The organism is Methylomicrobium sp. Wu6, from assembly GCF_035916875.1.
Taxonomy (GTDB): Bacteria; Pseudomonadota; Gammaproteobacteria; order Methylococcales; family Methylomonadaceae; genus Methylomicrobium.
Map to the genome: position 1 here is coordinate 1 of NZ_JAXUHN010000072.1, position 23,127 is coordinate 23,127.

General features: G+C 52.5%; 25 protein-coding genes. 13 read left to right on the plus strand and 12 right to left on the minus strand.

The genetic code is table 11. The annotated features are described in order from the left end of the window. On the minus strand, positions 1–127 hold a 127-nt coding region (locus tag U2W12_RS09230), incomplete at its 3' end, for a transposase (RefSeq protein WP_326500446.1). A gap of 492 nt (positions 128–619) precedes the next feature. Here U2W12_RS09230 and lepA point away from each other — a divergent pair. Genes lepA through U2W12_RS09270 form a run of 8 tightly spaced genes read left to right on the plus strand, consistent with a single transcriptional unit; the run spans position 620 to position 7,425 of the window. After that, positions 620–2,419: a translation elongation factor 4 gene (lepA, locus tag U2W12_RS09235; RefSeq protein ID WP_326500385.1), complete on the plus strand. Its 1,800-nt coding sequence runs from the start codon at positions 620–622 to the stop codon at positions 2,417–2,419. A 41-nt stretch (positions 2,420–2,460) separates the two neighbouring features. Further along, complete coding sequence (gene lepB, locus U2W12_RS09240) at positions 2,461–3,237, plus strand: signal peptidase I (protein ID WP_326500447.1); 777 nt, start codon at positions 2,461–2,463, stop codon at positions 3,235–3,237. 43 nt (positions 3,238–3,280) lie between these two features. Next, positions 3,281–3,667, plus strand: a complete 387-nt coding sequence (locus U2W12_RS09245; RefSeq protein WP_326500386.1) for a DUF4845 domain-containing protein — start codon at positions 3,281–3,283, stop codon at positions 3,665–3,667. Further along, a complete protein-coding gene (gene rnc, locus U2W12_RS09250) occupies positions 3,664–4,347 on the plus strand; it encodes a ribonuclease III (RefSeq protein ID WP_326500387.1) in 684 nt (227 codons plus the stop codon). Before U2W12_RS09245 ends, rnc begins: the two co-directional genes overlap by 4 nt. After that, a complete protein-coding gene (gene era, locus U2W12_RS09255; RefSeq protein WP_326500388.1) occupies positions 4,344–5,225 on the plus strand; it encodes a GTPase Era in 882 nt (293 codons plus the stop codon). Before rnc ends, era begins: the two co-directional genes overlap by 4 nt. Beyond that, positions 5,218–5,925 carry a DNA repair protein RecO gene (gene recO, locus U2W12_RS09260; RefSeq protein WP_326500389.1) on the plus strand — a complete coding sequence of 236 codons (708 nt, stop codon included), beginning with the start codon at positions 5,218–5,220 and terminating at the stop codon, positions 5,923–5,925. The genes era and recO overlap by 8 nt, the downstream gene beginning before the upstream one ends. 4 nt (positions 5,926–5,929) lie before the next feature. Beyond that, on the plus strand, positions 5,930–6,676 hold the full coding sequence (gene pdxJ / locus U2W12_RS09265) for a pyridoxine 5'-phosphate synthase (protein WP_326500390.1): 747 nt from the start codon (positions 5,930–5,932) through the stop codon (positions 6,674–6,676). A gap of 8 nt (positions 6,677–6,684) precedes the next feature. Beyond that, a complete protein-coding gene (locus tag U2W12_RS09270; protein ID WP_326500391.1) occupies positions 6,685–7,425 on the plus strand; it encodes a protein phosphatase 2C domain-containing protein in 741 nt (246 codons plus the stop codon). 59 nt (positions 7,426–7,484) lie between these two features. Here U2W12_RS09270 and U2W12_RS09275 read toward each other — a convergent pair whose 3' ends face one another. The 3 genes from U2W12_RS09275 to pyrF all read right to left on the minus strand — a co-directional run bounded on the left by U2W12_RS09275 (position 7,485) and on the right by pyrF (position 9,991). Then, positions 7,485–8,447: a sigma-54 dependent transcriptional regulator gene (locus U2W12_RS09275; RefSeq protein WP_326500392.1), complete on the minus strand. Its 963-nt coding sequence runs from the start codon at positions 8,445–8,447 to the stop codon at positions 7,485–7,487. Between the two features lie 12 nt (positions 8,448–8,459). Further along, entirely contained in the window at positions 8,460–9,185 is a 726-nt protein-coding gene (locus U2W12_RS09280; RefSeq protein ID WP_326500393.1) for a sulfite exporter TauE/SafE family protein, read from the minus strand. Positions 9,186–9,265: 80 nt separating this feature from the next. Beyond that, a complete protein-coding gene (gene pyrF, locus U2W12_RS09285; RefSeq protein WP_326500394.1) occupies positions 9,266–9,991 on the minus strand; it encodes an orotidine-5'-phosphate decarboxylase in 726 nt (241 codons plus the stop codon). A gap of 672 nt (positions 9,992–10,663) precedes the next feature. Between pyrF and U2W12_RS09290 the strand changes: the two genes are divergently transcribed. Next, positions 10,664–11,608 (plus strand): YfdX family protein, encoded by a 945-nt coding sequence (locus tag U2W12_RS09290; protein ID WP_326500395.1) that lies wholly within the window; start codon positions 10,664–10,666, stop codon positions 11,606–11,608. Between the two features lie 163 nt (positions 11,609–11,771). Here the strand turns inward: U2W12_RS09290 and U2W12_RS09295 are convergent, their stop codons facing one another. The 3 genes from U2W12_RS09295 to U2W12_RS09305 form a co-directional block, all read right to left on the minus strand. Beyond that, entirely contained in the window at positions 11,772–12,329 is a 558-nt protein-coding gene (locus tag U2W12_RS09295) for a hypothetical protein (protein WP_326500396.1), read from the minus strand. A 200-nt stretch (positions 12,330–12,529) separates the two neighbouring features. Continuing rightward, positions 12,530–12,895 carry a hypothetical protein gene (locus U2W12_RS09300; protein ID WP_326500397.1) on the minus strand — a complete coding sequence of 122 codons (366 nt, stop codon included), beginning with the start codon at positions 12,893–12,895 and terminating at the stop codon, positions 12,530–12,532. Positions 12,896–12,942: 47 nt separating this feature from the next. After that, a complete protein-coding gene (locus U2W12_RS09305; protein ID WP_326500398.1) occupies positions 12,943–13,695 on the minus strand; it encodes a VTT domain-containing protein in 753 nt (250 codons plus the stop codon). 303 nt (positions 13,696–13,998) lie between these two features. On the opposite strand from U2W12_RS09305, the gene trkA reads away from it, so the two are divergent. Continuing rightward, on the plus strand, positions 13,999–15,375 hold the full coding sequence (gene trkA / locus U2W12_RS09310; protein WP_326500399.1) for a Trk system potassium transporter TrkA: 1,377 nt from the start codon (positions 13,999–14,001) through the stop codon (positions 15,373–15,375). Positions 15,376–15,388: 13 nt separating this feature from the next. Then, the gene (locus tag U2W12_RS09315) at positions 15,389–16,840 is read left to right on the plus strand and encodes a potassium transporter TrkG (RefSeq protein ID WP_326500400.1); all 1,452 of its coding nucleotides are present in this window, start codon (positions 15,389–15,391) and stop codon (positions 16,838–16,840) included. A gap of 33 nt (positions 16,841–16,873) precedes the next feature. Here the strand turns inward: U2W12_RS09315 and xseA are convergent, their stop codons facing one another. Further along, entirely contained in the window at positions 16,874–18,235 is a 1,362-nt protein-coding gene (gene xseA, locus U2W12_RS09320) for an exodeoxyribonuclease VII large subunit (RefSeq protein WP_326500401.1), read from the minus strand. Between the two features lie 73 nt (positions 18,236–18,308). Here xseA and U2W12_RS09325 point away from each other — a divergent pair, with 73 nt between their 5' ends. Then, on the plus strand, positions 18,309–18,680 hold the full coding sequence (locus tag U2W12_RS09325; RefSeq protein ID WP_326500402.1) for a hypothetical protein: 372 nt from the start codon (positions 18,309–18,311) through the stop codon (positions 18,678–18,680). A gap of 35 nt (positions 18,681–18,715) precedes the next feature. On the opposite strand, the gene U2W12_RS09330 is transcribed toward U2W12_RS09325, so the two are convergent. Beyond that, on the minus strand, positions 18,716–20,668 hold the full coding sequence (locus U2W12_RS09330; RefSeq protein WP_326500403.1) for a heavy metal translocating P-type ATPase: 1,953 nt from the start codon (positions 20,666–20,668) through the stop codon (positions 18,716–18,718). Between the two features lie 197 nt (positions 20,669–20,865). On the opposite strand from U2W12_RS09330, the gene U2W12_RS09335 reads away from it, so the two are divergent. Further along, the gene (locus U2W12_RS09335) at positions 20,866–21,333 is read left to right on the plus strand and encodes a hypothetical protein (RefSeq protein WP_326500404.1); all 468 of its coding nucleotides are present in this window, start codon (positions 20,866–20,868) and stop codon (positions 21,331–21,333) included. Between the two features lie 76 nt (positions 21,334–21,409). Here U2W12_RS09335 and rpiA read toward each other — a convergent pair whose 3' ends face one another. Genes rpiA through thpR form a run of 3 tightly spaced genes read right to left on the minus strand, consistent with a single transcriptional unit; the run spans position 21,410 to position 23,077 of the window. Continuing rightward, positions 21,410–22,087 carry a ribose-5-phosphate isomerase RpiA gene (gene rpiA, locus U2W12_RS09340; RefSeq protein ID WP_326500405.1) on the minus strand — a complete coding sequence of 226 codons (678 nt, stop codon included), beginning with the start codon at positions 22,085–22,087 and terminating at the stop codon, positions 21,410–21,412. Between the two features lie 51 nt (positions 22,088–22,138). Next, positions 22,139–22,486: a phenylpyruvate tautomerase MIF-related protein gene (locus tag U2W12_RS09345; protein ID WP_326500406.1), complete on the minus strand. Its 348-nt coding sequence runs from the start codon at positions 22,484–22,486 to the stop codon at positions 22,139–22,141. Between the two features lie 6 nt (positions 22,487–22,492). Continuing rightward, positions 22,493–23,077 carry an RNA 2',3'-cyclic phosphodiesterase gene (gene thpR / locus U2W12_RS09350; RefSeq protein WP_326500407.1) on the minus strand — a complete coding sequence of 195 codons (585 nt, stop codon included), beginning with the start codon at positions 23,075–23,077 and terminating at the stop codon, positions 22,493–22,495. Positions 23,078–23,127 lie beyond the last annotated feature (50 nt).

A 23,127-nucleotide genomic window follows, 5' to 3' on the forward strand; every position in this document is an offset into this window, starting at 1 on the left:
TCTGTCGTACCAAGTCTCTGACTCGTTCCGCTACCTCACCACTCAGCACTTTGTAACGATACTTGGTTACCCAAACAAAATGGTACTCAATTTGGTAAACCGTATGGCTGCCGTATCTATAATCCATCGCCACCTCCTTGGCTCAATTATCGCAGCTAAAGCTGACCGGCTAAAGCCGGTGGTTTAAACCTTATGATGGAAAATTAACCGGAAAGAAAGCCGATAGCCTGAAGGGAGGAAAGGCGAGAGCCGAGAAGCTCACGCCGGAAGAAAGGTCGGAGATTGCGAGGAAAGCGGTAAAGAAGAGATGGAAAGAAGAAAATACCGATTAATTAGATGGCGCGTCTAAGTACAATGTAAACTGCACAGGGAAACGACCATAATGGGTTACTGCCGTGAGCGTGATGGCAAAGCAAAATGCCGACCCCGAGGGTTCGCGGTTTTCCGATGTCGCAAATTAGGGTTTGCAGCCAAAGTCAGGTCGCCGTCCACATGAATCTGTTATAATGCAGCGTTTATATTGGCGTGCGGTCCGGCTTGCTCCAAAATCGCTGGACAATCATGTTTCGGCGTATCCAGCCTTCCGTTCCTCGGCCTCATTGACAGACTAGAAAAAACAGTGGATTTAAAACATATCAGAAATTTCTCGATCATCGCGCATATTGATCACGGCAAATCGACGCTGGCGGATCGTTTCATTCAGATATGCGGCGGGCTCAGCGACCGGGAGATGTCCGCGCAGGTGCTCGATTCGATGGATATTGAAAGAGAGCGCGGCATTACGATCAAGGCGCAGAGCGTAACCCTGGATTACAAGGCGAAAGACGGCGAAACTTATCAACTGAATTTCATCGATACGCCGGGACACGTCGATTTCTCCTATGAAGTGTCCCGCTCGCTGGCCGCCTGCGAGGGCGCGCTGTTGGTCGTCGATGCGGCGCAGGGCGTCGAGGCACAGAGCGTTGCGAACTGTTATACCGCGATCGAGCAGGGTCTGGAAGTAATGCCAGTGCTGAACAAGATCGATCTGCCGTCCGCCGAACCGGAGCGAGTGATCGCCGAGATCGAAGATGTGATCGGCATTCCGGCCGACGAGGCACTAAAGATCAGCGCGAAGACCGGTTTGGGTGTCAGCGATGTGTTGGAACAATTGGTTACCAAGATTCCTCCGCCCGAAGGTAATGCCCAAGGACCTTTACAGGCTCTGATCATCGACTCATGGTTCGACAGTTACCTCGGCGTGGTGTCGCTGGTGCGCATCGTTCACGGCAGTATCCGCCGCAAACAGAAGATCACGATCATGTCGACCGGCAAGTCGTTTCTGGTCGAGAAAGTCGGCGTGTTTACGCCGAAACGTTTGGAGAAGGAAATCCTCGATACCGGCGAGGTCGGCTTTGTGGTTGCCGGCATCAAGGATATTTTCGGCGCGCCGGTCGGCGATACGATCACCTGGACCGATAAGCCGGCCGCCGAGCAGTTGACCGGCTTCCAGAAAGTGCAGCCGCGCGTGTTCGCCGGCTTGTACCCGGTCAGCTCCGACGATTACGAGGAACTTCGCGAGGCGCTGAACAAACTGAATCTGAACGATGCTGCCCTGCAGTTCGAACCGGAAACCTCGCAGGCTTTAGGCTTCGGTTTCCGTTGCGGTTTCTTGGGCATGCTGCACATGGAGATCGTTCAGGAGCGACTCGAACGCGAATACAATGTCGATCTGATCACGACCGCGCCGACCGTGGTCTATGAAGTCGTCACCCACGGCAATCAGATCATCATGGTCGATAATCCGGCCAAATTGCCGGAAGCGGGCTCGATCGAGGAAATCCGCGAACCTATCATTCGCGCGAATATTTTCGTGCCGCAGGATTATCTGGGCAGCGTGATCAATCTGTGCATCGAAAAACGCGGCGTGCAGAAAGACATGCAGTTCGTCGGACGGCAGGTTGCGATTCATTACGAGATGCCGCTCAGCGAAGTCGTGCTCGACTTCTTCGACCGGCTTAAATCGGTCAGCCGCGGCTTTGCGTCGTTCGATTATGAGTTTTTGCGTTTTCAGGAAGCGCCCTTGGTCAAGCTCGACGTGCTGATCAACGGCGACAAAGTCGATGCGCTGTCCATCATCGTGCACCGCGATCAAAGCCAGAACCGCGGTCGCGATCTGGTCGAAAAAATGAAGGATCTGATTCCGAAGCAGATGTATGAGGTTGCGATTCAGGCTGCGATCGGCGCGAAGGTCATCGCGCGTTCGACGGTCAAGGCAATGCGCAAGAACGTGACCGCAAAGTGTTACGGAGGCGACATCACCCGCAAGAAAAAACTGCTCGAAAAGCAAAAGGCCGGCAAGAAACGGATGAAACAAGTCGGCAATATCGAAATACCGCAGGAAGCTTTCCTGGCGGTCTTGCAGCTTAATAAGGAATGAGCAGCGCCATTCAATTTTAATTATTACCGGACTGAATAATGATGGACTACGATTTTTCGTTTTTTCTGTTCGTGGCGACACTCGTCACGGGCGTCATTTGGGGTGGCTATGTCGTATTTTTAAAGGCTAAAGGCAAACCCTATGACGAGGAAAACGAACCCTGGCTGGTCGAATATGCACATTCGTTTTTTCCGGTGGTGTTAATCGTGTTTCTGCTAAGGTCATTCATTGCCGAGCCGTTTCGGATTCCTTCAGCCTCGATGATGCCGACCTTATTGATCGGCGATTTTATTCTGGTGAATAAATTTACTTACGGTATTCGCTTGCCGGTGATTAATCAAAAAGTGATCGAGGTGAATGAACCCAAACGCGGCGATATCGTGGTGTTCCGCTTTCCGAAAGATCCGACGGTTGATTACATCAAGCGAGTGATCGGTTTGCCCGGCGACAAGATCGGCTATTTCAATAAAACGCTTTCCGTGAACGGCACGCCGGTCAGCCAAGCGGCCATCGGCACCTATGAAGGTCACGGGCAGGGGCAGGACATGAGCGGGGCGGTGGAACTGAACGAGAATTTAACTGGCGTCGAACATAAAATTCTGGTTCGGCAGGAAGCGCCTTCTGTCGAAGGGGTGTTTGTGGTGCCCAAAGGGCATTATTTCGTGATGGGCGACAACCGCGATAACAGCAACGATAGTCGCTATTGGGGCATGGTGCCGGAACAAAATCTTGTCGGCAAGGCCTTTTTTATCTGGATGAGCTGGGATTGGCAGCATAAAGGCGTCGGTTTCGACCGCATTGGCACGACGTTAAAATAAACTAGACTTAGTGGATTCATTCATTAAGCCGTTAGGGGGCGTCATGCAAACATTGCCAAAATATCAGCGCGGTCTCACGTTTATTTCTTTATGCATCTTGCTCGCGATTTTAGGGTTTTTTGTGTTTTTGATCCTTAAAATCGGTCCGATTTACTTGGATCACAACAAGGTAAAAAGCGCGCTTTCTGCGCTGGAAAAAGATCCGGCTTTTCCATCAATGACCGAGTATCAAATCAGGAACAGTCTCGATAAGCGCTTCAATATAGGCTATGTCGATTTTATTGCCCCGGAAGACGTTAAAGTGAGCAAGAGCAACGACTATATCAAAGTCGAGATCGAGTATGAAGTGGTTAAGCCGATGGCGTATAACCTCAGCGTGTTGGTCGATTTTCATGATGAAATCGAAACCGGCGGAGGCGGCGGCATTTGATTAGGGATCCGAAGATCTTGTCGGGTAAATTGGGGTTGTCCTTTAATAATCCCGATCTCTTTTTAACCGCATTGACGCATCGCAGCGCCAGCGCGAAAAACAATGAGCGCTTGGAGTTTTTAGGCGATTCGATTCTAGGCTTTGTGATTGCTGAAATTTTATATAATAAATTTGCCGAGGCTCCCGAAGGCGTGTTGAGCCGGCTCCGCGCGAGCTTGGTCAATCAGGACTCGCTTGCCGAGTTGGCGCGCGAGCATCGGTTCGGTGATTACCTGTTGCTGGGTTCCGGAGAATTGAAAAGTGGCGGTTTCCGGCGTGAGTCAATCCTGTCCGATGCGCTGGAGGCGGTGATCGGCGCATTGTTTCTCGATCAGGGCGTGGATGTCTGTAAACAATGGATCGAGGGCTTGTTTCAGCACAGAATACAAGCCTTGTCGTTGGATAATTGGCAGAAAGATCCGAAAACACAGCTGCAGGAACTGATGCAGTCTAAAAAGATCGATTTGCCCGAATATACGCTGCTGACCATGTCCGGTCTGCCCCACGAACAAACTTTCAAGGTCAAATGCACGATTCCGCTGCTGAAGGATGCGTGCATCGGCACCGGTGTGTCCAGAAAACGCGCGGAACAGGCGGCGGCCGAAAAAATGCTGCAATTGCTGGAGAAAACAGATCAATGAAATGCGGTTTTGCGGCCCTGATCGGGCGCCCGAATGTCGGCAAATCGACATTGATGAATCATTTGCTGAAACAGAAGATCAGCATCACCTCGCGCAAGCCGCAGACAACCCGGCACCGAATCGTCGGAATCAACACCACCGAAGCCGGTCAGATCGTTTATCTCGATACGCCCGGCATGCATCAAAGCGAAAAACGCGCGCTGAACCGTTATCTGAACAGGACCGCCGACACGACCCTGCTCGGTGTCGATGTGGTGGTCTGGCTGATCGACGGCCTGGCTTTCCAGGACTATGATGAAGTGATCTTCAAAAAGCTCGAACAGGCGGGCTTGCCGGTGATCCTGGCGGTCAACAAGGTGGATAGAATCAAGGATAAGGAACTGATCCTGGCGTTTTTTGCGGAGGCGCAGCACCGCTTTCCGTTCAAGCATCTGGTGCCGATCTCGGCGTTAAAAAATACCAATCTCGAAGACCTCGAAAACGCGATCTTCGAGCTGTTGCCCGAGGGCGGGCTGATTTACCCGGAAGATCAAATCACCGATCGTCCTGAGCGTTTTTTATGCGCCGAAATCATCCGCGAAAAACTGACGCGACGACTGGGTGACGAATTGCCGTACGCGCTGACCGTCGAAATCGAACTGTTTCAGGAAATGCCGGGCATCACCAAGATTTATGCGGTGATCTGGGTCGAGCGTTCGGCGCAGAAAACGATCGTCATCGGCAAGGATGGCGAGCTGCTGAAAAAAGTCGGCATGGATGCGCGTCTTGATATCGAAAAGCTGATCGATCGAAAAGTCTATCTGCAACTCTGGGTGAAGGTCAAAAAAGGCTGGTCCGATAACGAACGCGCGCTGCACAGCCTTGGATTTAATGACTGAAAACCGTGTTTATCAGCAGCCCGCCTATATCCTTCAGCAGCGCAACTACCGCGAATCCAGCCTGATCATCGAGGCGTTTACCCGCGATTTCGGCAGAATCTCGGTCCTGGCGAAAGGCGTCAGGAAAGCCAAATCGAAATCGCAAGGCTTACTGCAACCCTTTATTCCTTTACGATTGGCCTTTCTCGGCAAGGCGGAGTTAAAGACGCTGACCGATGTCGAATTATCCGGGCAGTTTCAGCCGGTTAGCGGTTTTGCATTGTATTGCGGATTTTATCTGAACGAATTGATCACTGCTTTTTTGTACAAAGACGACCCGCATCCGGAATTGTTTGAAGATTATCGGCAGTGTCTGATCGATTTGCAGCGGGAAGGGGGACTCGAAGCCTTGTTAAGAAATTTCGAACTCAATTTGATCGAGAAGACCGGTTACGGGCTTCATCTTGCTTACGATGTTTATCACGACAAGCCGGTCGATTCAGCTAAAAGATATCGCCTTGATGCCGACCTGAGTCCGATCGAGGCTGAAGCTGGAATTTATTCAGGAAAAACCTTGTTGGCCATGCAGCTCCGGAATTTCGCCGACGCGGAAGTATTGGCCGAGGCGAAAGTATTGCTGAGGCGGGTGTTGGATCAATTGCTTCACGGCAAGCCGCTGAATAGCCGCAAGGTCCTCAATGAAGTCATTAAACGTTTATAACACAATGGACTACAGAGAAATATTATTAGGGGTCAATATCGATCATATCGCAACCGTGCGCCAGGCACGCGGCACGGTGTATCCGGAGCCCGTGCAGGCGGCCTTGGTTGCCGAACAGGCCGGCGCGGACAGCATTACCGCGCATCTGCGCGAAGATCGCCGACATATGCAGGACCGCGATCTGTTTTTATTGAAAGAGATGATTCAGACCCGGTTGAACATGGAAATGGCAGTGACCGATGAGATGGTCGGCATCGCGGAAAAACTCAAACCTGCCGCTTGCTGTCTGGTGCCGGAAAAACGCGAGGAGTTGACCACCGAAGGCGGCCTGGATGTTGCCGGTCATTTGTCCCATATTGCATCTGCCTGCGCCAGGCTGGCGGCGGTAGGCGTCGAAGTCTCGCTGTTTATCGACGCGGAGGAAGCGCAGATTGAAGCGGCGGTCAAAGCCGGCGCGCCGGTCATTGAATTGCATACGGGCAGCTATGCGGACGCCCAAAATCCCGCCGCGCGCGCTCAGGAATTGGAACGCATCCGCCAGGGCGCGCGCCTGGCCCACCGTGCCGGCTTGCAGGTCAATGCCGGTCACGGCCTGAATTATCATAACGTTCAGGCCATTTGCCGGATTCCCGAAATCGTCGAATTGAACATCGGTCATTCGATCGTTTCGAGGGCCTTGTTCAGCGGACTCGATCAGGCGGTTCGCGATTTGAAACAATTGATGCTGCAAAGTCGTCTTCCAATCCGATAAATCTGCGCATGAAACTGGCTTATCATCAACTGACATCGCAGGGCGACAGGGAAATCAACCAGGACTGCATGGCCTATCGCGTCGACGACGATTTTGCGGTGTTTGTTGTCGCGGATGGTCTCGGCGGGCATCAGGCCGGCGAAAAAGCGTCGCGCTTCTTTTGTCACGGATTGATCAAAAATGCGGACGCTTATGCTGGTTTAATAGATGCCAGACCGGCGGCTGCGATGTCGTTATGGATTGACGCCGCGGTGGAGGAAATGAGAAATCTGTTCGAGGATGATCCGCTGGCGCTTGGAGCGCACACGACCTGTGCGATCCTTTATCTCGATAAAAAGCGGGTTTTGACCGCGCATTGCGGCGATTCGAGGGTTTACCGGCTGAATCCGCGCGAGATCGTCTGGCGGACCCGGGATCATTCGGTTTTGCAGGGATTGCTCGAGGAGGGTAAGATTACCGAAATCGAAATGGGCGGCCATCCGGAACAGAATTGCCTATTGCGCAGCATCAATGTGGCGAAGGGGCACGAGAGCGAGATCAATGCCTACCCTGCTGCGCGATCGGGAGATACCTTCGTTCTGTGTAGCGACGGATTTTGGGAGAACGTGAAAGCTCAGGAATTGTTGCAACTGGCGCAGCCTGACAGCGGCATCAACGAACTGGGAAAAGCGGCCAAGCTGTCACTGTTGCGCGCCAATGGCAAGAGCGACAATATTACCGTACAGTGGGTCAGGTGCTTGTCGCCATGAGGGGGCTGCCCTGCCTTTGCCGCGAAAATGATTGGGGCAAAGGCTAATACCGTAGGATTTTACTGTGCGGCAAAGCCGTGTTTACGCATCCGATAAAGCAGGGTATCCCGGGACAGACCTAACAGTCGCGCCGATTGGCTACGGTTGCCTTGGGTGCGATTCAAAGCCTGATAGATCAGATCGGCTTCCAGTGTATCCAGTTGTACGCCGCCGTCTGGAAGTTTGAAGCCCGTTTCGATGTTGCGTTCCTCGCTAAAGCCGCGGGTAAATTCAAATGGCAGATTCTCTGGCTCGATCTTTTTGCCTGCCAGCAGGATGCATAGGCGTTCGCACAAATTGCGCAATTCGCGGATATTGCCGGGCCACGGGTAGGCCTTCAGAACTTTGAGCGATTGCCGACTGAATGTTGGCGGATCGATCGAATGAGTGTTTGAGAATACTGCCAAAAAGTGTTTGATCAACGGTTCGATGTCTTCAGGTCGTTGCGCCAGCGACGGCAGTTCCATCGGCACTACATTCAGTCGGAAATACAGATCCTGGCGGAATTCTCCTGCCACAATTTGCTGGATGAGATCGCTGTTAGTCGCGGCGATTACGCGCACATTGACCTTGTAAGGCTTGGTATCGCCGACCGCGAGACATTCCCCGGAATCCAGGAAGCGCAGCAATTTGGCCTGAATGGAAACCGGCAACGAATTGATTTCGTCGAGAAATAGGGTACCGCCGTCGGCCGCCTGGAACAGGCCTTGCTGATTTGCGATCGCGCCGGTGAAAGCGCCTTTCCTGTGGCCAAATAATTCGGATTCGATCAGGCTTTCGGGCAGTGCCGCGCAGTTCAGCGTGATGAACGGCTTATTCGCCCGCGGACTGGCTTTTTGCAGGGCGTTCGCCAACACTTCCTTGCCGGTGCCGGTTTCGCCCTTGATCAAAATCGTAACATCGGTCATCGCCACGATGCTGGCGCTACGCAATAAAGATTCCAATGCCGGGGACTGTCCAATGATCGAACTAAATGGGTTCATAAGCTGATCCTCTCAATGAATTGCGGAATGCGCCGTGTATGCCATCGGGTTGAGCCACGGCAGCGCGGCGAACAGTGCGAGCACGATCATGAACAGGCCTGCCGCCTGCTTGAAATAGCGCAATCTGGATAACCGCGTCAATAACCCCGTCATTATACCGACACCCATTACGGCGGGTAAAGTGCCGAGTCCGAAAAAAAACATCGTCAGCATGCTGTGCGTAACGCTGCCGGCGGTTGCGGCTAAGGCCAGCGCCGCATAGACCAGGCCGCACGGCAACCAGCCCCAAACCATGCCGAAAAAAAAAGCATGCAACCGGTTTTTGACCGGAATCAGTTTGCGTCCGTATGGCTCGATCAGCTTCCAGAAATGCAAGCCGGCTTTTTCGATATAAGCGAAACGCGGAAACCAGCCGGCGATATAAAGTCCCGAGGCGGTCATGATCATCGCGGAGAGAATTTGCAGAAGGCGGTAGCCGTCAACTTGGCCTATCGACAGCATGATCAGGTCGATTACGCCAGCCAACGCGCCAGCTAGCGCGTAGCTGGTGATACGGCCGGCGTTGTAATTGAAAACGTAAGGGATCAGCGAGGTTTTATTGGTGCGGATTTCGGCGTCGAGGCTGAGCGTCAATGTGCCGATGATCGAGCCGCACATGCCAATGCAATGCACGCTGCTAAGGAAGCCCATCATAAAGGCTACTGGATAGGAGGTAGGGAAGGCGGGATCAAGTACCATAACCTGCCTACATTACCACAGGGCCGGCAAGATACAAACCGGAAGGTTCAAAAAAATTCCGCCGACACAGCGGCACGGATTTACTGGAATTGCTCGCGAATCTGGCGCTGAATTTTTTCGGCCATCGTTTTCGGATTTTCGGCGTCACGAATCGGGCGGCCGACGACGATATAATCGGCGCCGTTTTGGAAGGCGGTTTCGACGGTCGCCACGCGTTTTTGATCGTCTTCCTCGCGGTTTTCGACCGGCCGGATGCCCGGCGTAACGACTAGGAGGCGCTGGCCCAGTTCCGCGCGCAGCATCGGCGCTTCGAGCCCCGATGAGACAACCCCATCGCAGCCGTGCTGCAAGGCGCGCCGGGCGCGCGACAGCACCAATTCGCGCACGTCGCATTGAAAGCCCAGGTCGTTCAGGTCGCCGCGGTCAAGGCTGGTCAATGCGGTCACCGCCAACACTTTCAGCGAGCCCTTATCCTTGGCGGCGGCTTCCATGATCGCGTCATTGCCGTGAATCGTCGCAAAATCGACACCCTTGCTGCTTAATGCCTTGATTGCGCGGCCAACAGTCGCGGGTACGTCGAAAAACTTCAGATCGACAAAGACTTTTTTGTTGCGTTGTTTCAACCATTCGATAAAACCGAAATAATCGCCCGACATGAATAATTCCATCCCGACCTTGTAAAACACGACACTGTCGCCGAGCGACTCGACCAACTGGCGCGCTTCTTCAAAACTGGGCACATCCAGCGCCATGATCAGGCGTTCCGCGTTTGGAATGGGTTTGGTTGACAGCAGCGACTCGGTCATGGCGATTGGTTTTATCAAATAAATTGGATGCGAAAAAATTGGGAATGCAAGAAGGCGCCTTTGAATCAGCGTTCTACAGCGATAAATTTAAAAATCTATTCTCGATGTAAACGAGCCGGAAGCGCCGGCAAGCTGTTCTAAAAAATGAAAACTTCAGCCGCGTCATGATACTCAGCTCGGAGCGGAAAGTCCATTGCTTGCCCACCTGAATATAATTATCGAGTGTACGGCCGCAGTATTGCGTGCGGAGGACCCGCAATCCCAAACAAGAGTGAATTGTTATGGTGACTTAACTTAAAGTTTGGGGGAAATGTTCGCCGGGCTCTGGTGGTAAACAACCGCTGCGGCAAGTTTATTCAACCCGTGGCGAGTGCATTTTACCGGGCTGGTCATGCTTTCGCGAGAGGATACCAAAGTAAGCAAACGTGCCGATTCCTGAACGAAAACAATGTCGTTCAAGGCTTTTCGGAACAACACGTCAAATAGAACTCGCCGCCTTGTAAACGATGCATATTATTGGCATAGAGTTTGCTTTTTTCATGTTGAGTTGTGAGACTCTTTATTTATTTTGTTTGGGATTACTGATCAACCTCGGTTTGAGCCAATTCGAGGATTAAAAAATGGATTGATCGGTCGGCTTATCGGTTGAGTCACTTAATTGAAGGGTAAAGCATGAATAGTCATAAATTGAAAAAATCCGCCGCAACGATTGTGATGGTATTAACTTCGGCTGCCAGCATTGTACAGCCTGTATCGGCGGCGCAGACTACGCCGGCAGCGGCAGTTTCTTCGGCAACAGCCGGAAGCAAAGAGACTCAGGCGGCTAAGCGTAAATTGCTGGGTGAAAAGCAAGTGCAAATAGAGCATGAAGCGTTGGAATCTATTACCGGCACTCAAAACGCTCTATTGGCGCTGCAAAAGCAGGATGGCAAAAAAGCGATGGCGTTATTGAAAGAAGTTTCGGGTAAGCTGGGTATTGTTTTGGCAAAATATCCTGCACTCAAATTAATACCGGCCAATGTGGAGGCCGATGTTGAGGATTTCGCAACAAGCGATCACGGCACCGACGTCAAACAAGTGCAAAATTTGCTCGATCAAGCCGGCGCTCTTCTTGACCAGCACAAAGTTCAGGATGCCCGTAAAATGTTGGCACAACTGGTCAGTGAAGTGCGCATTACAACGACGAGCATTCCTTTAGGCACATTCCCTGCGGCTATCAAAGATGCATCCGCTCTCATCGACAAAGGCAAAAGGGATGAAGCCGAAGCGGCTTTGTATGATGTTCTGAACATGTTGGTTAAAACCACGGAAATCATCCCGTTGCCGGTGCTGCGGTCGGAAGCGTTGTTGACCGAAGCCTCGGAGTTGGAACATAAAGAGGATTTATCGCAGCAGGCCAGCCGTGATGCAATCCTGAAATTGACCCAGGAGGCGAAAAATGAATTGCAATTGGCTCAAACTTTGGGCTATGGAACTCAGGATGACTATAAGTTGCTTTATACCGCCATCGACGATATGAAAGACGTTATTCATTCTAAAAAATCAGCGGCAGCTTGGGATAAAGTTAAAAGCACTTTCTTCGATCTCAAGAACAAGCTTATTTATCCAGCTAAATAAACCATTATTTAACCCGGGCTAATCGGAAAAAAGCGTCCACTGTGAGGCGACATATCATCAAAAACCACAGATATGGCCGGTAAATGGACGCTCAAAGAGGAAAGGCGGATGTAGACCCAACATTTTACCCCGCCTTTGTTCTCTGCCTTGCCGGCTGAGGACTTTATTTTACCAAATTCCACTTTCCCGTTTGGGGAGCGACACAAGCAACCCGGTTTTCGCGGATCTTTTTCCCGTCCGGCAGGGTTATGGTCTCCTCGAGATTCTGGCATTGTTGCTGGGTTTGCTCATTCAGGCTGAGCTGGCCGACCGGACTGATCGAGATTTGACTTCCGGTTTGCGGATTAAGCCATTGCTGTGTCTGATTGACCGAGCCCGCCTGCAACAGGCTGCCCAATTGCTGAAGCCGGAAATTTTGATCGGCAGGCGCGAGCTGTGAACCGATTTGCCCATTCAAAACACTGCCCGCCATGCCTTGAATGATCGCCGTGATCAGCGCGCCTTGCAGCGATCCGAGCGGGCTGTTTCCGGTCTGGGCGCCATTATTTTGATAACCGCCGTAAGGATAGCCTGCGTTGGGATAACCGGTATTCGGATAGCCCTGGTTGGGGTAACCGCCGCCAGAGTAACCGTTGTTATTGCCAAGGCCGCCCAAGCATCCTGAAATCAAGGTTACCGTTGTTAGCGAGGCGATTTTTCCGAATGTGTAGAATTTTTTCATAATATGACGAGAGTACGGTGAAATAAAAAACACTGCCGTGGGGCGCTCTTTATCGGCTAATGGCCCGCAGGGGACAAAGCATAATATTGACGGGCTGCGCTTTGTGCGAAGGCGATCTTTGTCGAGACAGCAGCCTTTAATAAATTGAATGCTATTATCAGTCGCTAAACTTAATGCTCCCTGAACGGCGAGGCAAGCGCTTAATGAGGTTCCGAATTGTCGTGACGCAGGGTTGCCAGTGCGATGATTAGAAAAATGATTGCCAGCAGGGGCCAGAAATAAGGTGCAATGATAACGGTAGCCGTCAATGCAAAACCTAGCGCAATCAGAAACATCAGTAGACTGAAACCAAGAAATATCAATACCGATAGCAGGATGGCAATGCCTAAAAATGCCAGGAATGTTGGGATGGCGGCAAATCGTATCAGTGGGTCGGCGACCGGTTTACCGTTGATCGTCAGGTTGAATTGCCCAACGTCGGGGTGAAATAAATAGCTCAGAATGGCGATCACGATGCCGAGGATGAGTACTTTAACGATGAGTTTTTTGTTTTGTTTGCTAGACATAAGGAACCAATCACAAAAAAATCCAAAACCGATTTTATTTCGAAGTTTTACTCGGATTTATCTAAATTTAATCGCTTTAATGTTTTATTTGCCGTTCTTGCCGCAAAGATCAGTAGCAGCAATAATAGCAGCATGCCAATGATCAGAAGCGGATATGAAGTGCTGCCTGGCTGAAGCCGTTCGGACATCAAGCCGGCAAAATGCTTCGCGGTGTAACCGAAATAAACCAGGCTGACGTTATATACCAAGACGCCGCTCGTAGAAAACAGATAAGGCCAGAACTCGACTTGCGTGACAGAGAAAGTATAGCTCAACAAAGCGAAAGGTGCCGGCGTAAGACGCAAGAGAAGCATCAGCTTGAACGCATTGTCAACGAGCAACGCATCTAGCACTGAAAACAATTTATGTTTTTTGATGAAGGCGAAGACTCGCTCTCGTAATAAATAACGTCCGATAAAAAAAATAACTGCCGCGGCCGCATAGGTGGCGATGATAACATAAAGTTCTCCGGCCCCCAGGGAGAATAATAAACCCGCCGCAAAACAGAGCGCATCGACTGAAACAAAAAAAGGAGACAAGACCACAAATAAAGCGATGAAGCCCAGCGGTGCGAAAACACCCAGTTTTCCTACCCAAATTTCAAGATCAGGCAGATACAGCTCAAGTTCATGGCCGATAAACAAGACCGCGCCGATAAAAGCAATCACAAAACATAATCGCTTGCCGAGGTGATACGAACTCGCCCGCATTGGTATTTCTCCTGCTAAGTTAATCGAGGCGGTTGCGGAAATAAACGCCATCCTGTCGATCTAAAAGAACAATTATGAAGAAGGCACAAGCCCTCCTTTCATTGCTCGAGCGAAGGCGAGAATTTTACTCTGTCGGCAATAAATCCGCATCGAGTTACATCGCTTAACATCATTAATGATGATCCTTAGTGCATAATACTTTCGTCTGGTCTTTAACAGGCGATTGATTCATATGAATAATCAATATTGCATATTGATGCGGCTCTCTTCAATCGGCATAATTTTAATGAAATATTTAAGGCGATATTTATAATAGTCCGCCTATTTCAGCGAGTTATTTTAAACAAACCAATTATGAAGATCCTCATTCTCGGAGCGGGGGTGACCGGCTCGTCGGTCGCCGAGGCCTTGGCCGGTGAAGAAAACGATATCATGGTAGTCGATTTCAAGCCCGAGCTTCTCGACTCCTTGAAGCAGCGTTTCGATATTGCGACGGTCGCGGGCAATGCCGCGCATCCCTGCGTGCTCGAACAGGCCGGCGTGCACAACACCGATATGGTGATCGCAGTGACCGACAGCGACGAGACCAACATGCTGGCCTGTCTGATCATCAACACGCTGTACAGCCGTCCGAAAACGATCGCCCGAGTGCGTGCGATCGAATATATGAAAAATCCGAATCTATTCAGTCAGTCCGGCATTCCGATCGACATTGTGATCAGTCCCGAGCAGATCGTGATGGAATCGATTCGCAATCTGATCGAGTTTCCGGGGGTGCTGCATATTTCCGATTTCGCGGGCGGCCTGGTGCGGCTGTTTTCAGTCAAAGTGGTTCCTGACGGCTTTTTAACCGGCAAAAAAATCAAATCCTTCAAGGATCATTTGGCCGATGTAAAAATTCGTGTCGTCGCGATATTTCGGAATGGCAAGCCCTTGGTCGCGAATGGCGACGCGGTGATCGAAACCGGCGACGAGATTTTTCTGGTCGCGCCGCGCGAGCAGGTTCGGCATGTTTTGAAATCGCTGCATAAACTGGAAGCGCCGTTGAAACGGATCATCATCGCCGGCGGCGGCCATGTTGGCAAACGCCTCGCGCTGGCGCTGCAGAGCAACCATCAGGTCAAGATCATCGAAATCAACCCGAAACGCGCGAACAAGATCGCGAATGAACTGGAAAAAACGGTCGTGTTGAACGGCGATTGCGCCGATGAAACCCTGCTGATCGATGAATCGGTCGGCAGCACCGATCTGTTCTGTGCGATTACCGAAAATGACGGCGTCAACATCATTTCCGCGTCGCTCGCGAAAAGCCTAGGCGTACGCAAATCGATCTGTCTATTGAATCATAAATCGTATAAGAAATTGTTGGCCGATACCGATATCGATGTCGCGGTACTGCCGAACCAGGAAACGCTGGGCAGCATTTTGAAGCATGTGCGCCGCGGCGATGTGGTGCAGGTGCGTTCGTTGTGCGGCGGCAGCGCCGAAGCGATCGAGGCGGTCGCCCATTACACCGGCGATAATGATCCGAATTCGGTGGTCGGTCGGCGCGTTGACAGCATTCATTTTCCACCCGGCATCGTGATGGGGGCCCTGATACGAAACGGCGAGGTGATTCCGATCCATCACGACGTGATTTTCGAGGAAGGCGATCATGTGGTGATGTTTGCAATGGACAAAAAGCTGGTCAGCAATATCGAGAAGATCTTCCAGCCGCTGAATAAAGCCTGATGCGGTCAGTTCCATGATTTTGACGATCCTGCATATTTTCGGCTTGGTCACGATGGGCTTCAGCGTTCTGATGTCCACATGCCTGATCACTTCTTTTTTGGCCGAAGACGGAGCGACATCGGCTTTTCTCCAGGGTATGTTAGCCAGTTTGCTGATCGGCGCGCTGCTGTTTTTTCCGACCCTGCGCGTCCCGAAAAAGGTATCGCGGCAGACCGGTTTTTTACTGGTCGCGATCACCTGGTCGGTGACTCCGATCTTTTGCACCCTGCCGCTGCTCTATTATTTTCCCGGCATGAGTTTTGTCGATGCGTATTTCGAAGTCACCTCGGGCCTGACGACGACCGGTGCGACCCTGATGAGCGGTCTCGATCAGATCCCGATGTCGATCAATCTCTGGCGCCATGAACTGAACTGGATCGCGGGGATGGGCATCATCATTTTCGCGGTCGCCATCTTGCCGATCCTGGGCATCGGTGGAATGCAGCTTTATATCGCCGAAACGCCGGGTTCGGTCAAGGAGTCGGATTTGCCGCCGCGTATCGCGCAGACAGCAAAAGCGTTATGGATGGTCTATGCCGGAATCTCGGTTGCGTGTATTTTTTCGTTGAAACTGGCCGGCATGAGCTGGTTCGACGCAGTATGCCATGCGTTCGCGGCGATGAGTCTCGGCGGCATGTCGACGCATGATCAGAATGTCGGTTTTTTTAACTCGTTGCCTATCGAGATCGTACTTACCGTTTTTCAATTGATTGCAGCCATCAATTTTGCGACCCACTTTATTGCGATACGGAAACTTTCATTTAAGCCGTATGCGGTCGATATGGAGGCGCGGGCCTTTTTGACGTTGGTGCTCGGCAGTTGCGTGCTGGCGGCTTCGGTCTTGTGGCAGAATGGCACCTATGCCGATTTTTGGACCGCACTGCGTCATGCGACGTTCAATCTGGTCACGATCGCGACCGATTGCGGTTTTGCGACCCAGGATTTCAATCAATGGCCGATTTTCGTGCCGATGTGGATGTTGTTTCTGAGTTGTCTTTCAGCTTCCTCCGGTTCGACCGGCGGCGGCATCCGGATGATTCGCACGATCATTCTGTTGAAACAGGCGCGCCTGGAATTGTTCAAATTCATCCATCCGCAGGCGATAAAACCGTTGAAAATCGGCGATCATGTGATTAACAACTCGATCGTAACCTCGGTGACCGGCTTCATTTTTCTATATTTCATGTGCATTGTCATCCTGGTGTTCACGCTGCTCCTGAGTGGCATGGACTTTATCAGCGCCTTGTCCGCGGTGATCGCCCTCTTCAACAACGCCGGTCCCGGTTTGAATCAGGTCGGTCCTGCGACCAATTATGCAAGCTTGACCGATTTTCAGACGGCCGTGTGCAGTTTTACGATGCTGCTCGGTCGGGTGCAGATCTTCTCGATCATCATTCTGTTTTTACCCGAATTCTGGAAGAAATAGTAGAGGCTCCAGTAACGTTACTCGGCATTCAGATTACAAGTCAACGATTTCGCTGACAAATTGCCCATCCGCAATCCGCGTCCGAATCCTGTCGCCAACCGCGAGCTGCCGGATCGAGCGAACGATGTTGCCACTATCCGGCATCGTCACCAGCGCATAGCCCCTGTTCAATGTCGCAAGCGGGCTGACCGCATGCAGTGTCTGGCTGGTGTTCGCCAGTTTGAGCCGGCTCTGCGCGAGTTTATGTTGCATCACCCGTTGCAGTCGCTGAGTCAGGTACTGTTGCCGCTGTTGTTGGCTTTGGATGCGGATGGCAGGATTGAACCGCGCTAATTTGGCGCTTTGGACGGCGAGCAGATGACGCTGATGTTGCTGTTTTTTCAACAGGCTTTGGGTCAGGCGCCGTTTCAATGTTTCCAACTGCTCGGCATTGCGCCGCAGTTTTTGTCCGGGATGCTGCTGCGCAAGGCGCTTGTCCAGCCAGTCCAGGCTCTGCCGAGTTCTGATCAGTTTGCGCTGCCAGCATTGTTCGAGACGTTTCTCGTATTGCATGAAGCCGTGCAGCCATTGTTGCTGATCCGGTGTGGCGTGTTCGGCCGCCGCGGTAGGCGTCGCGGCGCGGAGGTCCGCCGCGAAATCGGCGATCGTTACGTCGGTTTCGTGGCCGATGCCGGAGACGATCGGAATCGCGCTCGCGGCCATCGCGCGGGCGACGATTTCTTCATTGAAGGCTTGCAGGTCTTCGAGCGAGCCGCCGCCGCGCGCCACGATCAGAACATCGCAATCCGCGCGCCGGTTGGCGGTTTTGATCGCCTCGGCGATTTCGAATTTGGCATTGGCGCCTTGAACGGTCGTCGGATACACGATCACCGGAATCGCCGGGAATCGCCGCTTCAAGACGCTGAGCACGTCCCTGAGCGCCGCTCCGGTCGGCGAGGTGATGATGCCGATTGCTTTAGGCAAGGGAGGCAGGCTTTTTTTGCGCGCTTGGTCGAACAGGCCTTCTTCGGACAGTTTCAGCCGCAACGCATCGAAAGCGCGCCGCAAGGCGCCGTCGCCAGCCGCCTCCATCCGTTCGACGATTAATTGATAATCGCCGCGCGGTTCGTACAGGCTGACCTCAGCCCTGAGCAAAACCTGCATGCCATTGGCGGGTTTACAGCGCAGCTCGCGCTGCTGGTTTTTGAATAGCGCGCAACGCACCTGTGCGCCCGCGTCTTTCAACGAAAAATACAGATGGCCGGACGAGGGCGCGCTGAGATTGGATATTTCGCCTTCGACCCAGACCATCAAAAAATGTTCGCCGAGCGCCAGCGCGGCTTCGCGGTTCAGTTCCGAGACCGTATAAATTTTGGGTGGGGTGTTGATCGCATTCATCGCGCGGCATTCTATCATTTTTAAAATCGTTCAGTCTGGATTCAACTTGCCGCGGATACTCTATCGTCGTCATCAACTGAGGAGAAAGATCATGAAAATGATAAAGATTTTGGCGTTGTTGGCCGGTTTGAGTTTGATCGGCACCGCCGAGGCGCATTTTGATGCGTATTATCGGGATTATCACGGCCACGGCGGCAGGGTCAATGCCGAGCAGCGCGAGCAGCATCGGCGTATCGAAAGAGGTCTCGCGAAGGGGCTGTTGACGCCTTACGAATACGATCAATTGGCGCGGCAGCAGAATCGTATCGAGCGGGTAGAACGCCGTTTCAAGCGCGATGGCCGTCTGGATTGGCGGGAGCGGCAGATTCTGAAGCAAAAGCTGGCGCGTGCGTCGGAGGACATTCGCTTTTACAAGTACAATGCCAACGACTACAGAGATCCCCGCGCTTATGGTTATGATTGATCGGGACTGAAGGGGGAAACGATAGGTAATTTGGATCAAAAATCGGACAACGTTTTCGGCGGCAACGCGGCCCGCAGCGCATTCAAAATTGCGAGTACATCGATCAGCTCCTGTGCCAGGGCGCCGGCGACAGGGCTCAGATAACCCATGCCTGCCGCCCCCATGCCGACAACGCTCAGCGCCATCCCGCCGATCGCGCTTTGCAGCGCGATCTTGCGCATCCTTTCGCCGATATGAAACAGTTCGTCGACTTTCTGCAGTGAACTGTCCATGATCACCGCATCGGCCGCTTCACCGGTGATGTCGCTGTTTTGCCCGAACGCGATACCGATCGTCGCGGCGGTCAACGCCGGGGCGTCATTAATGCCGTCGCCGAGAAAGACCGTTTTGGCCTTGCCGGTTTCGGCCCTGACCAGCGCCAGTTTCTGTTCGGGGCTTTGACTGAAATAAACATGCCCGATGCCGACCTGTTCGGCCAGATAGCGGACTTCGGACTCCCGATCGCCCGACACCAGCATTACCTTGTCGAACAAATGGCTCGGCTGTAAATGATTGATGAATGAGGAACTGTCCGCGCGCACTTCGTCGCGAAACTGCAGGGTCGCTGCATACTGGCCGTCGATCAGGGCGACACATTCCAGGCCGCCGGTGATCTCGGGCAAGCGCTCAAGCGTTTCGGGATACTGTTTGGCAATTGAATGACGACTGGTGATCGAGACTTTTTTGCCGGCGACGATGCCCGAAATGCCTTGTCCCGGCAGTTCGGCGATCTCGGTGACGGGCAGCAAGGGCAATGCAGCCTTCTCTGCGGCTTTCAGAATGGCTCCCGATAAGGGATGCTTCGAATAGCGCTCCAGGCTTGCAACCAACGTTAAAACCTCGTGGGTACCGAGCGCTGTCTCGGTCTTCAGGTCAATCAAGGACGGGCGTCCGTAGGTCAAGGTGCCGGTCTTGTCGAAAATGGCGGTTCGGCACAGTCCCAGGGTTTCCAGTATCGCTGGATTCTTGATGATGATTTCGCGTTGTGCGGCCAGCGAGATAGAGCTGATAATCGTGACCGGAATGCCGATCAATAAAGGGCAGGGGGTTGCGATCACCAGCACGGCCAGAAAGCGCACGACCTCCCCGCTGTCGAACCAGGCGATGGCCGCGATCGCGAGTGCGAGCGGCGCGTACAAGGCGCCGAGCTGATCGCCAAGGCGGCGGATTTTCGGACGGTAGCGTTCGGAGGAGCGCATCACTTCCATGATCTTCGCATAGCGCGAATCCGAGGCCAGTTTATCCGCGCGTATCGTCAGCGCGGCGTCGCCGTTGATCGCGCCGGACAAAACTTGGGAGCCTGCGGTTTTCGACATCAGATACGGTTCGCCGGTCAAATACGATTCGTCCATCGTGCTCTGACCTTCGAGTACGGTGCCATCAACCGGACAAATCTCATGCGGAAGAATCAACAGCGTATCGCCGATGTGGATTTTTTCGACCGTAATGTCCGCCAGCGTGTCGCCGTTTTTTTTATGCGCGATTGTCGGCATCCGCTTGGCCAAGGCTTCGAGTACCGAAGACGCCTTGCGCAATGCATAGGTTTCGAGCACCGCACCGCCCGATAGCATCAATACGACCAGGCTGCCGGCCAGCCATTCGTCCAGCCATACCGCGGTCAAGATCGAAATTCCGGCCAACAGATCGGCGCCCAGGTCGCCATGCAGCAGCTTGACGAGCAGACGGTAGAGTAAAGGCAGGCCGCCCAATACCAGCACCGCGATCAGCGGCAATTGCGCCAGTGCAAAGGCATAATCGAAGCTTTGCTCGAAAAACGGCGACGCTACCGGCCCGAACGCGGCCGATAGTGTCAGGCGATAGGTTTGGCTGCCGATCAACGCTAGCCCATAATGGAGTAACAGATAAACGCCGATGCCGGCGAGACTCAGAAAGGCAATCCAGTGTTCGGAGGTTAGCTTGGCAGATTTGGCGTGGGGTGAATTCGGCATGGGTGTTCGAAATTGTTTAAGAAGGTAAGGCGTAGATAGAGTGAGCGATTGGATGATGTTGCTTTTCCGATATTTGATGAATATTGGGTATAATTCGGGCGGCTTTATGATAAATAATAAACTGCAATAGTGTAGGGTTTATTTTTTACAATTCGGCAACATTTTAATAAGTATAATTAAATTATTGGGTAGAAAATATGCGTCAAATCTTCTTAAAATCGCTGCTGACCGCAGCCGCGATGGTTTCATTTTCCGTGCATGCCGAGCCGTTGGGCAAAGACGGCTTGCCGGCCGCGGTGACTGAGCAGTTATATAAGAAACATCCGAATGCGACTAATATCAGCGCCCTGACCAAAAAGCATTTCAATCAGGACCTGTATCAAATACATTTCAAGGACGGCGAGGAATCCGTGATTGAATACTACCGCATGAATGGACATTTTTTTGTCAGTGCGCCAGTGATCGATGCTTCGGGTGTGCTGCCGCCGGCAACTCTGGATAATCTGAAGGCCGAGTTTCCGGCTTACGAAATACAGGAAGCGCTTCAGGTCGCCAATCCGAACGGGCCGGGCGAGGAATACGATTTTACGATCAAGGTTTCCGGCGTCAATTGGTCGGTGTCCGTCGACGGCGAAGGCAAGATTGCCGGTAAAGAGAGTTTTTGATCGCTTCCACGATCTTGCAGTGCGTCACTGGCTATGTTCCTCGTGAATACGGGGCGATTGATTCGCCCCGTAGCAATCAGGCAATTTGCTCTTCGACACGCCCATCCTTGGCGCAAAACACCGCGCTTGCCAGATGGCTGAAAATGCCGTGTTCAACGACGCCTGGAATCCCGTTCAACACCGTATCCAGTTTGTGGCTGTCGAATGTTTCCGCAAAAACGGTATCCAGCACCAGACTGCCGTGCGCAGTCACCACCAGCCCGTCTTTGTTTGCGGTTTGCCGCAGTTCGGCCTTGCCGCCAATAGCCGCGAGACTTTCCCTGACCATTTGCCAGGCAAAGGGAATCACTTCGACCGGGATTGGGTAGCGTTCGCCGATGCGGCTAACACGCTTGCCGGGATCGATCAACACCCAAAATTCCCGGCTCGCCCCGGCCAAAAGCTTTTCGCGCACCAGATCGAAGCCACGGCCTTTCAATAGCGTCATGTCCGGCGCAACCTCATCGGCGCCGTCGACATACACGTCGAGACCGGTCAATTGCTCGATCGCAATCAACGGCAGGCCGAGTTCGCGCGCCTTGATCGCGCTGACCACGGAACTGGAGACCGTCTTGACCTGTAAGCCTTCCTGATGATGGCGCTTGGCGAGCGCTTCAATGAAACAGTTCGCGGTCGAGCCCGTGCCGAGACCGACGATCATTCCTTCTTTGATTTTTTGCGCGGCATGGTGCGCGACCATTTCTTTGTCGTTCATGGTTCTCTCCCGGTTCAGGTATGCAACAAAATAAGACGTCAGAATATTCCGTTAATCAAACGTCGAGCCGTTCCAGCCCCAGAATTCGGCCGGGCAATTACTGAATTCGATATAAATCCGCTCTGGTGGAATCGTCAGCGTTGTCCAGAGTAATTGACTCAGCGCGGCGGACAATGACTTTGCCTGTTTTGCCGATAAGCCGATGCTCTTGCATTCGAGAAAGGCTAAAGGGTCGCTGCTGCCCGCAAAAAGCATCGCTTTTTCAGCGTTTAGTTCGACCAAGACATAGCGCTCGGGCTTGCCGGTTTCCTTGGCCACTAATTGGGACAATTGGCTTAGCAGCTTCGGCGATTGCGAGTCTTCGATGGCAACATTGGTATTTAGTTTCAAATAGGGCATGGCGTTTCAGGAATGGTCAGCGGAAGATGTGTCGTCGATTATAATCGCACCTTCCGGCTGTGTTAATCCGGGATGCGGTTCGGTTTCAGGCGTTCGCCAGGTTTTCAGCACGCGATAGGTTACGCCTTCCGACCCTCCGCAGGATTCGACCAGGCAAAAAGAATCGCTCTGCCAGACTATCGGCTCAAAGGTCAAGGAAGGTAAGGTGTTGGCTTTTCGGAGCAAGGTCACATGCGCCTGATAAGGTCGGTCATCGACCGGAATACTTAATGAGGCCGCGAGCGTATTCAGTTGATCGACCAGATTTACGGTCGCGGAATCTGCCGGTTTACCGGTCAGGCAAATGATGCGGGGTTTGCGCCAATAATTCAACGCCGCAAATTTAATCGTGATAGGGCGGAAATTTATCAACGCCGCCGCTTCGACCAGCTTCATTTCGGTCGCATCTTCGATGCCGCCCAGAAAAACCAGCGTGACATGCAGATTGTCGGCGTGTACAGGACGTCCGGCCTGTTTGAGCACGGAAGCCACGGCGGCGCATTTTGCCCGCGTTTCAGCATCGGGCCATAAGGCAAAAAATAAGCGTTTCAATCTTGTTATCTCAGGTAAGACAAATGCATTCCCTTTTGCTATGATGCGAG

Bases quoted from the DNA above. Each gene is read 5' to 3' on its own strand.
- lepB (WP_326500447.1), top strand. From the start codon at position 2,461: ATGGACTACGATTTTTCGTTTTTTCTGTTCGTGGCGACACTCGTCACG.
- U2W12_RS09245 (WP_326500386.1), top strand. From the start codon at position 3,281: ATGCAAACATTGCCAAAATATCAGCGCGGTCTCACGTTTATTTCTTTA.
- era (WP_326500388.1), top strand. From the start codon at position 4,344: ATGAAATGCGGTTTTGCGGCCCTGATCGGGCGCCCGAATGTCGGCAAA.
- recO (WP_326500389.1), top strand. From the start codon at position 5,218: ATGACTGAAAACCGTGTTTATCAGCAGCCCGCCTATATCCTTCAGCAG.
- pdxJ (WP_326500390.1), top strand. From the start codon at position 5,930: ATGGACTACAGAGAAATATTATTAGGGGTCAATATCGATCATATCGCA.
- U2W12_RS09270 (WP_326500391.1), top strand. From the start codon at position 6,685: ATGAAACTGGCTTATCATCAACTGACATCGCAGGGCGACAGGGAAATC.
- U2W12_RS09275 (WP_326500392.1), bottom strand. From the start codon at position 8,447: ATGAACCCATTTAGTTCGATCATTGGACAGTCCCCGGCATTGGAATCT.
- U2W12_RS09280 (WP_326500393.1), bottom strand. From the start codon at position 9,185: ATGGTACTTGATCCCGCCTTCCCTACCTCCTATCCAGTAGCCTTTATG.
- pyrF (WP_326500394.1), bottom strand. From the start codon at position 9,991: ATGACCGAGTCGCTGCTGTCAACCAAACCCATTCCAAACGCGGAACGC.
- U2W12_RS09290 (WP_326500395.1), top strand. From the start codon at position 10,664: ATGAATAGTCATAAATTGAAAAAATCCGCCGCAACGATTGTGATGGTA.
- U2W12_RS09295 (WP_326500396.1), bottom strand. From the start codon at position 12,329: ATGAAAAAATTCTACACATTCGGAAAAATCGCCTCGCTAACAACGGTA.
- U2W12_RS09300 (WP_326500397.1), bottom strand. From the start codon at position 12,895: ATGTCTAGCAAACAAAACAAAAAACTCATCGTTAAAGTACTCATCCTC.
- U2W12_RS09305 (WP_326500398.1), bottom strand. From the start codon at position 13,695: ATGGCGTTTATTTCCGCAACCGCCTCGATTAACTTAGCAGGAGAAATA.
- trkA (WP_326500399.1), top strand. From the start codon at position 13,999: ATGAAGATCCTCATTCTCGGAGCGGGGGTGACCGGCTCGTCGGTCGCC.
- U2W12_RS09315 (WP_326500400.1), top strand. From the start codon at position 15,389: ATGATTTTGACGATCCTGCATATTTTCGGCTTGGTCACGATGGGCTTC.
- xseA (WP_326500401.1), bottom strand. From the start codon at position 18,235: ATGATAGAATGCCGCGCGATGAATGCGATCAACACCCCACCCAAAATT.
- U2W12_RS09325 (WP_326500402.1), top strand. From the start codon at position 18,309: ATGAAAATGATAAAGATTTTGGCGTTGTTGGCCGGTTTGAGTTTGATC.
- U2W12_RS09330 (WP_326500403.1), bottom strand. From the start codon at position 20,668: ATGCCGAATTCACCCCACGCCAAATCTGCCAAGCTAACCTCCGAACAC.
- U2W12_RS09335 (WP_326500404.1), top strand. From the start codon at position 20,866: ATGCGTCAAATCTTCTTAAAATCGCTGCTGACCGCAGCCGCGATGGTT.
- rpiA (WP_326500405.1), bottom strand. From the start codon at position 22,087: ATGAACGACAAAGAAATGGTCGCGCACCATGCCGCGCAAAAAATCAAA.
- U2W12_RS09345 (WP_326500406.1), bottom strand. From the start codon at position 22,486: ATGCCCTATTTGAAACTAAATACCAATGTTGCCATCGAAGACTCGCAA.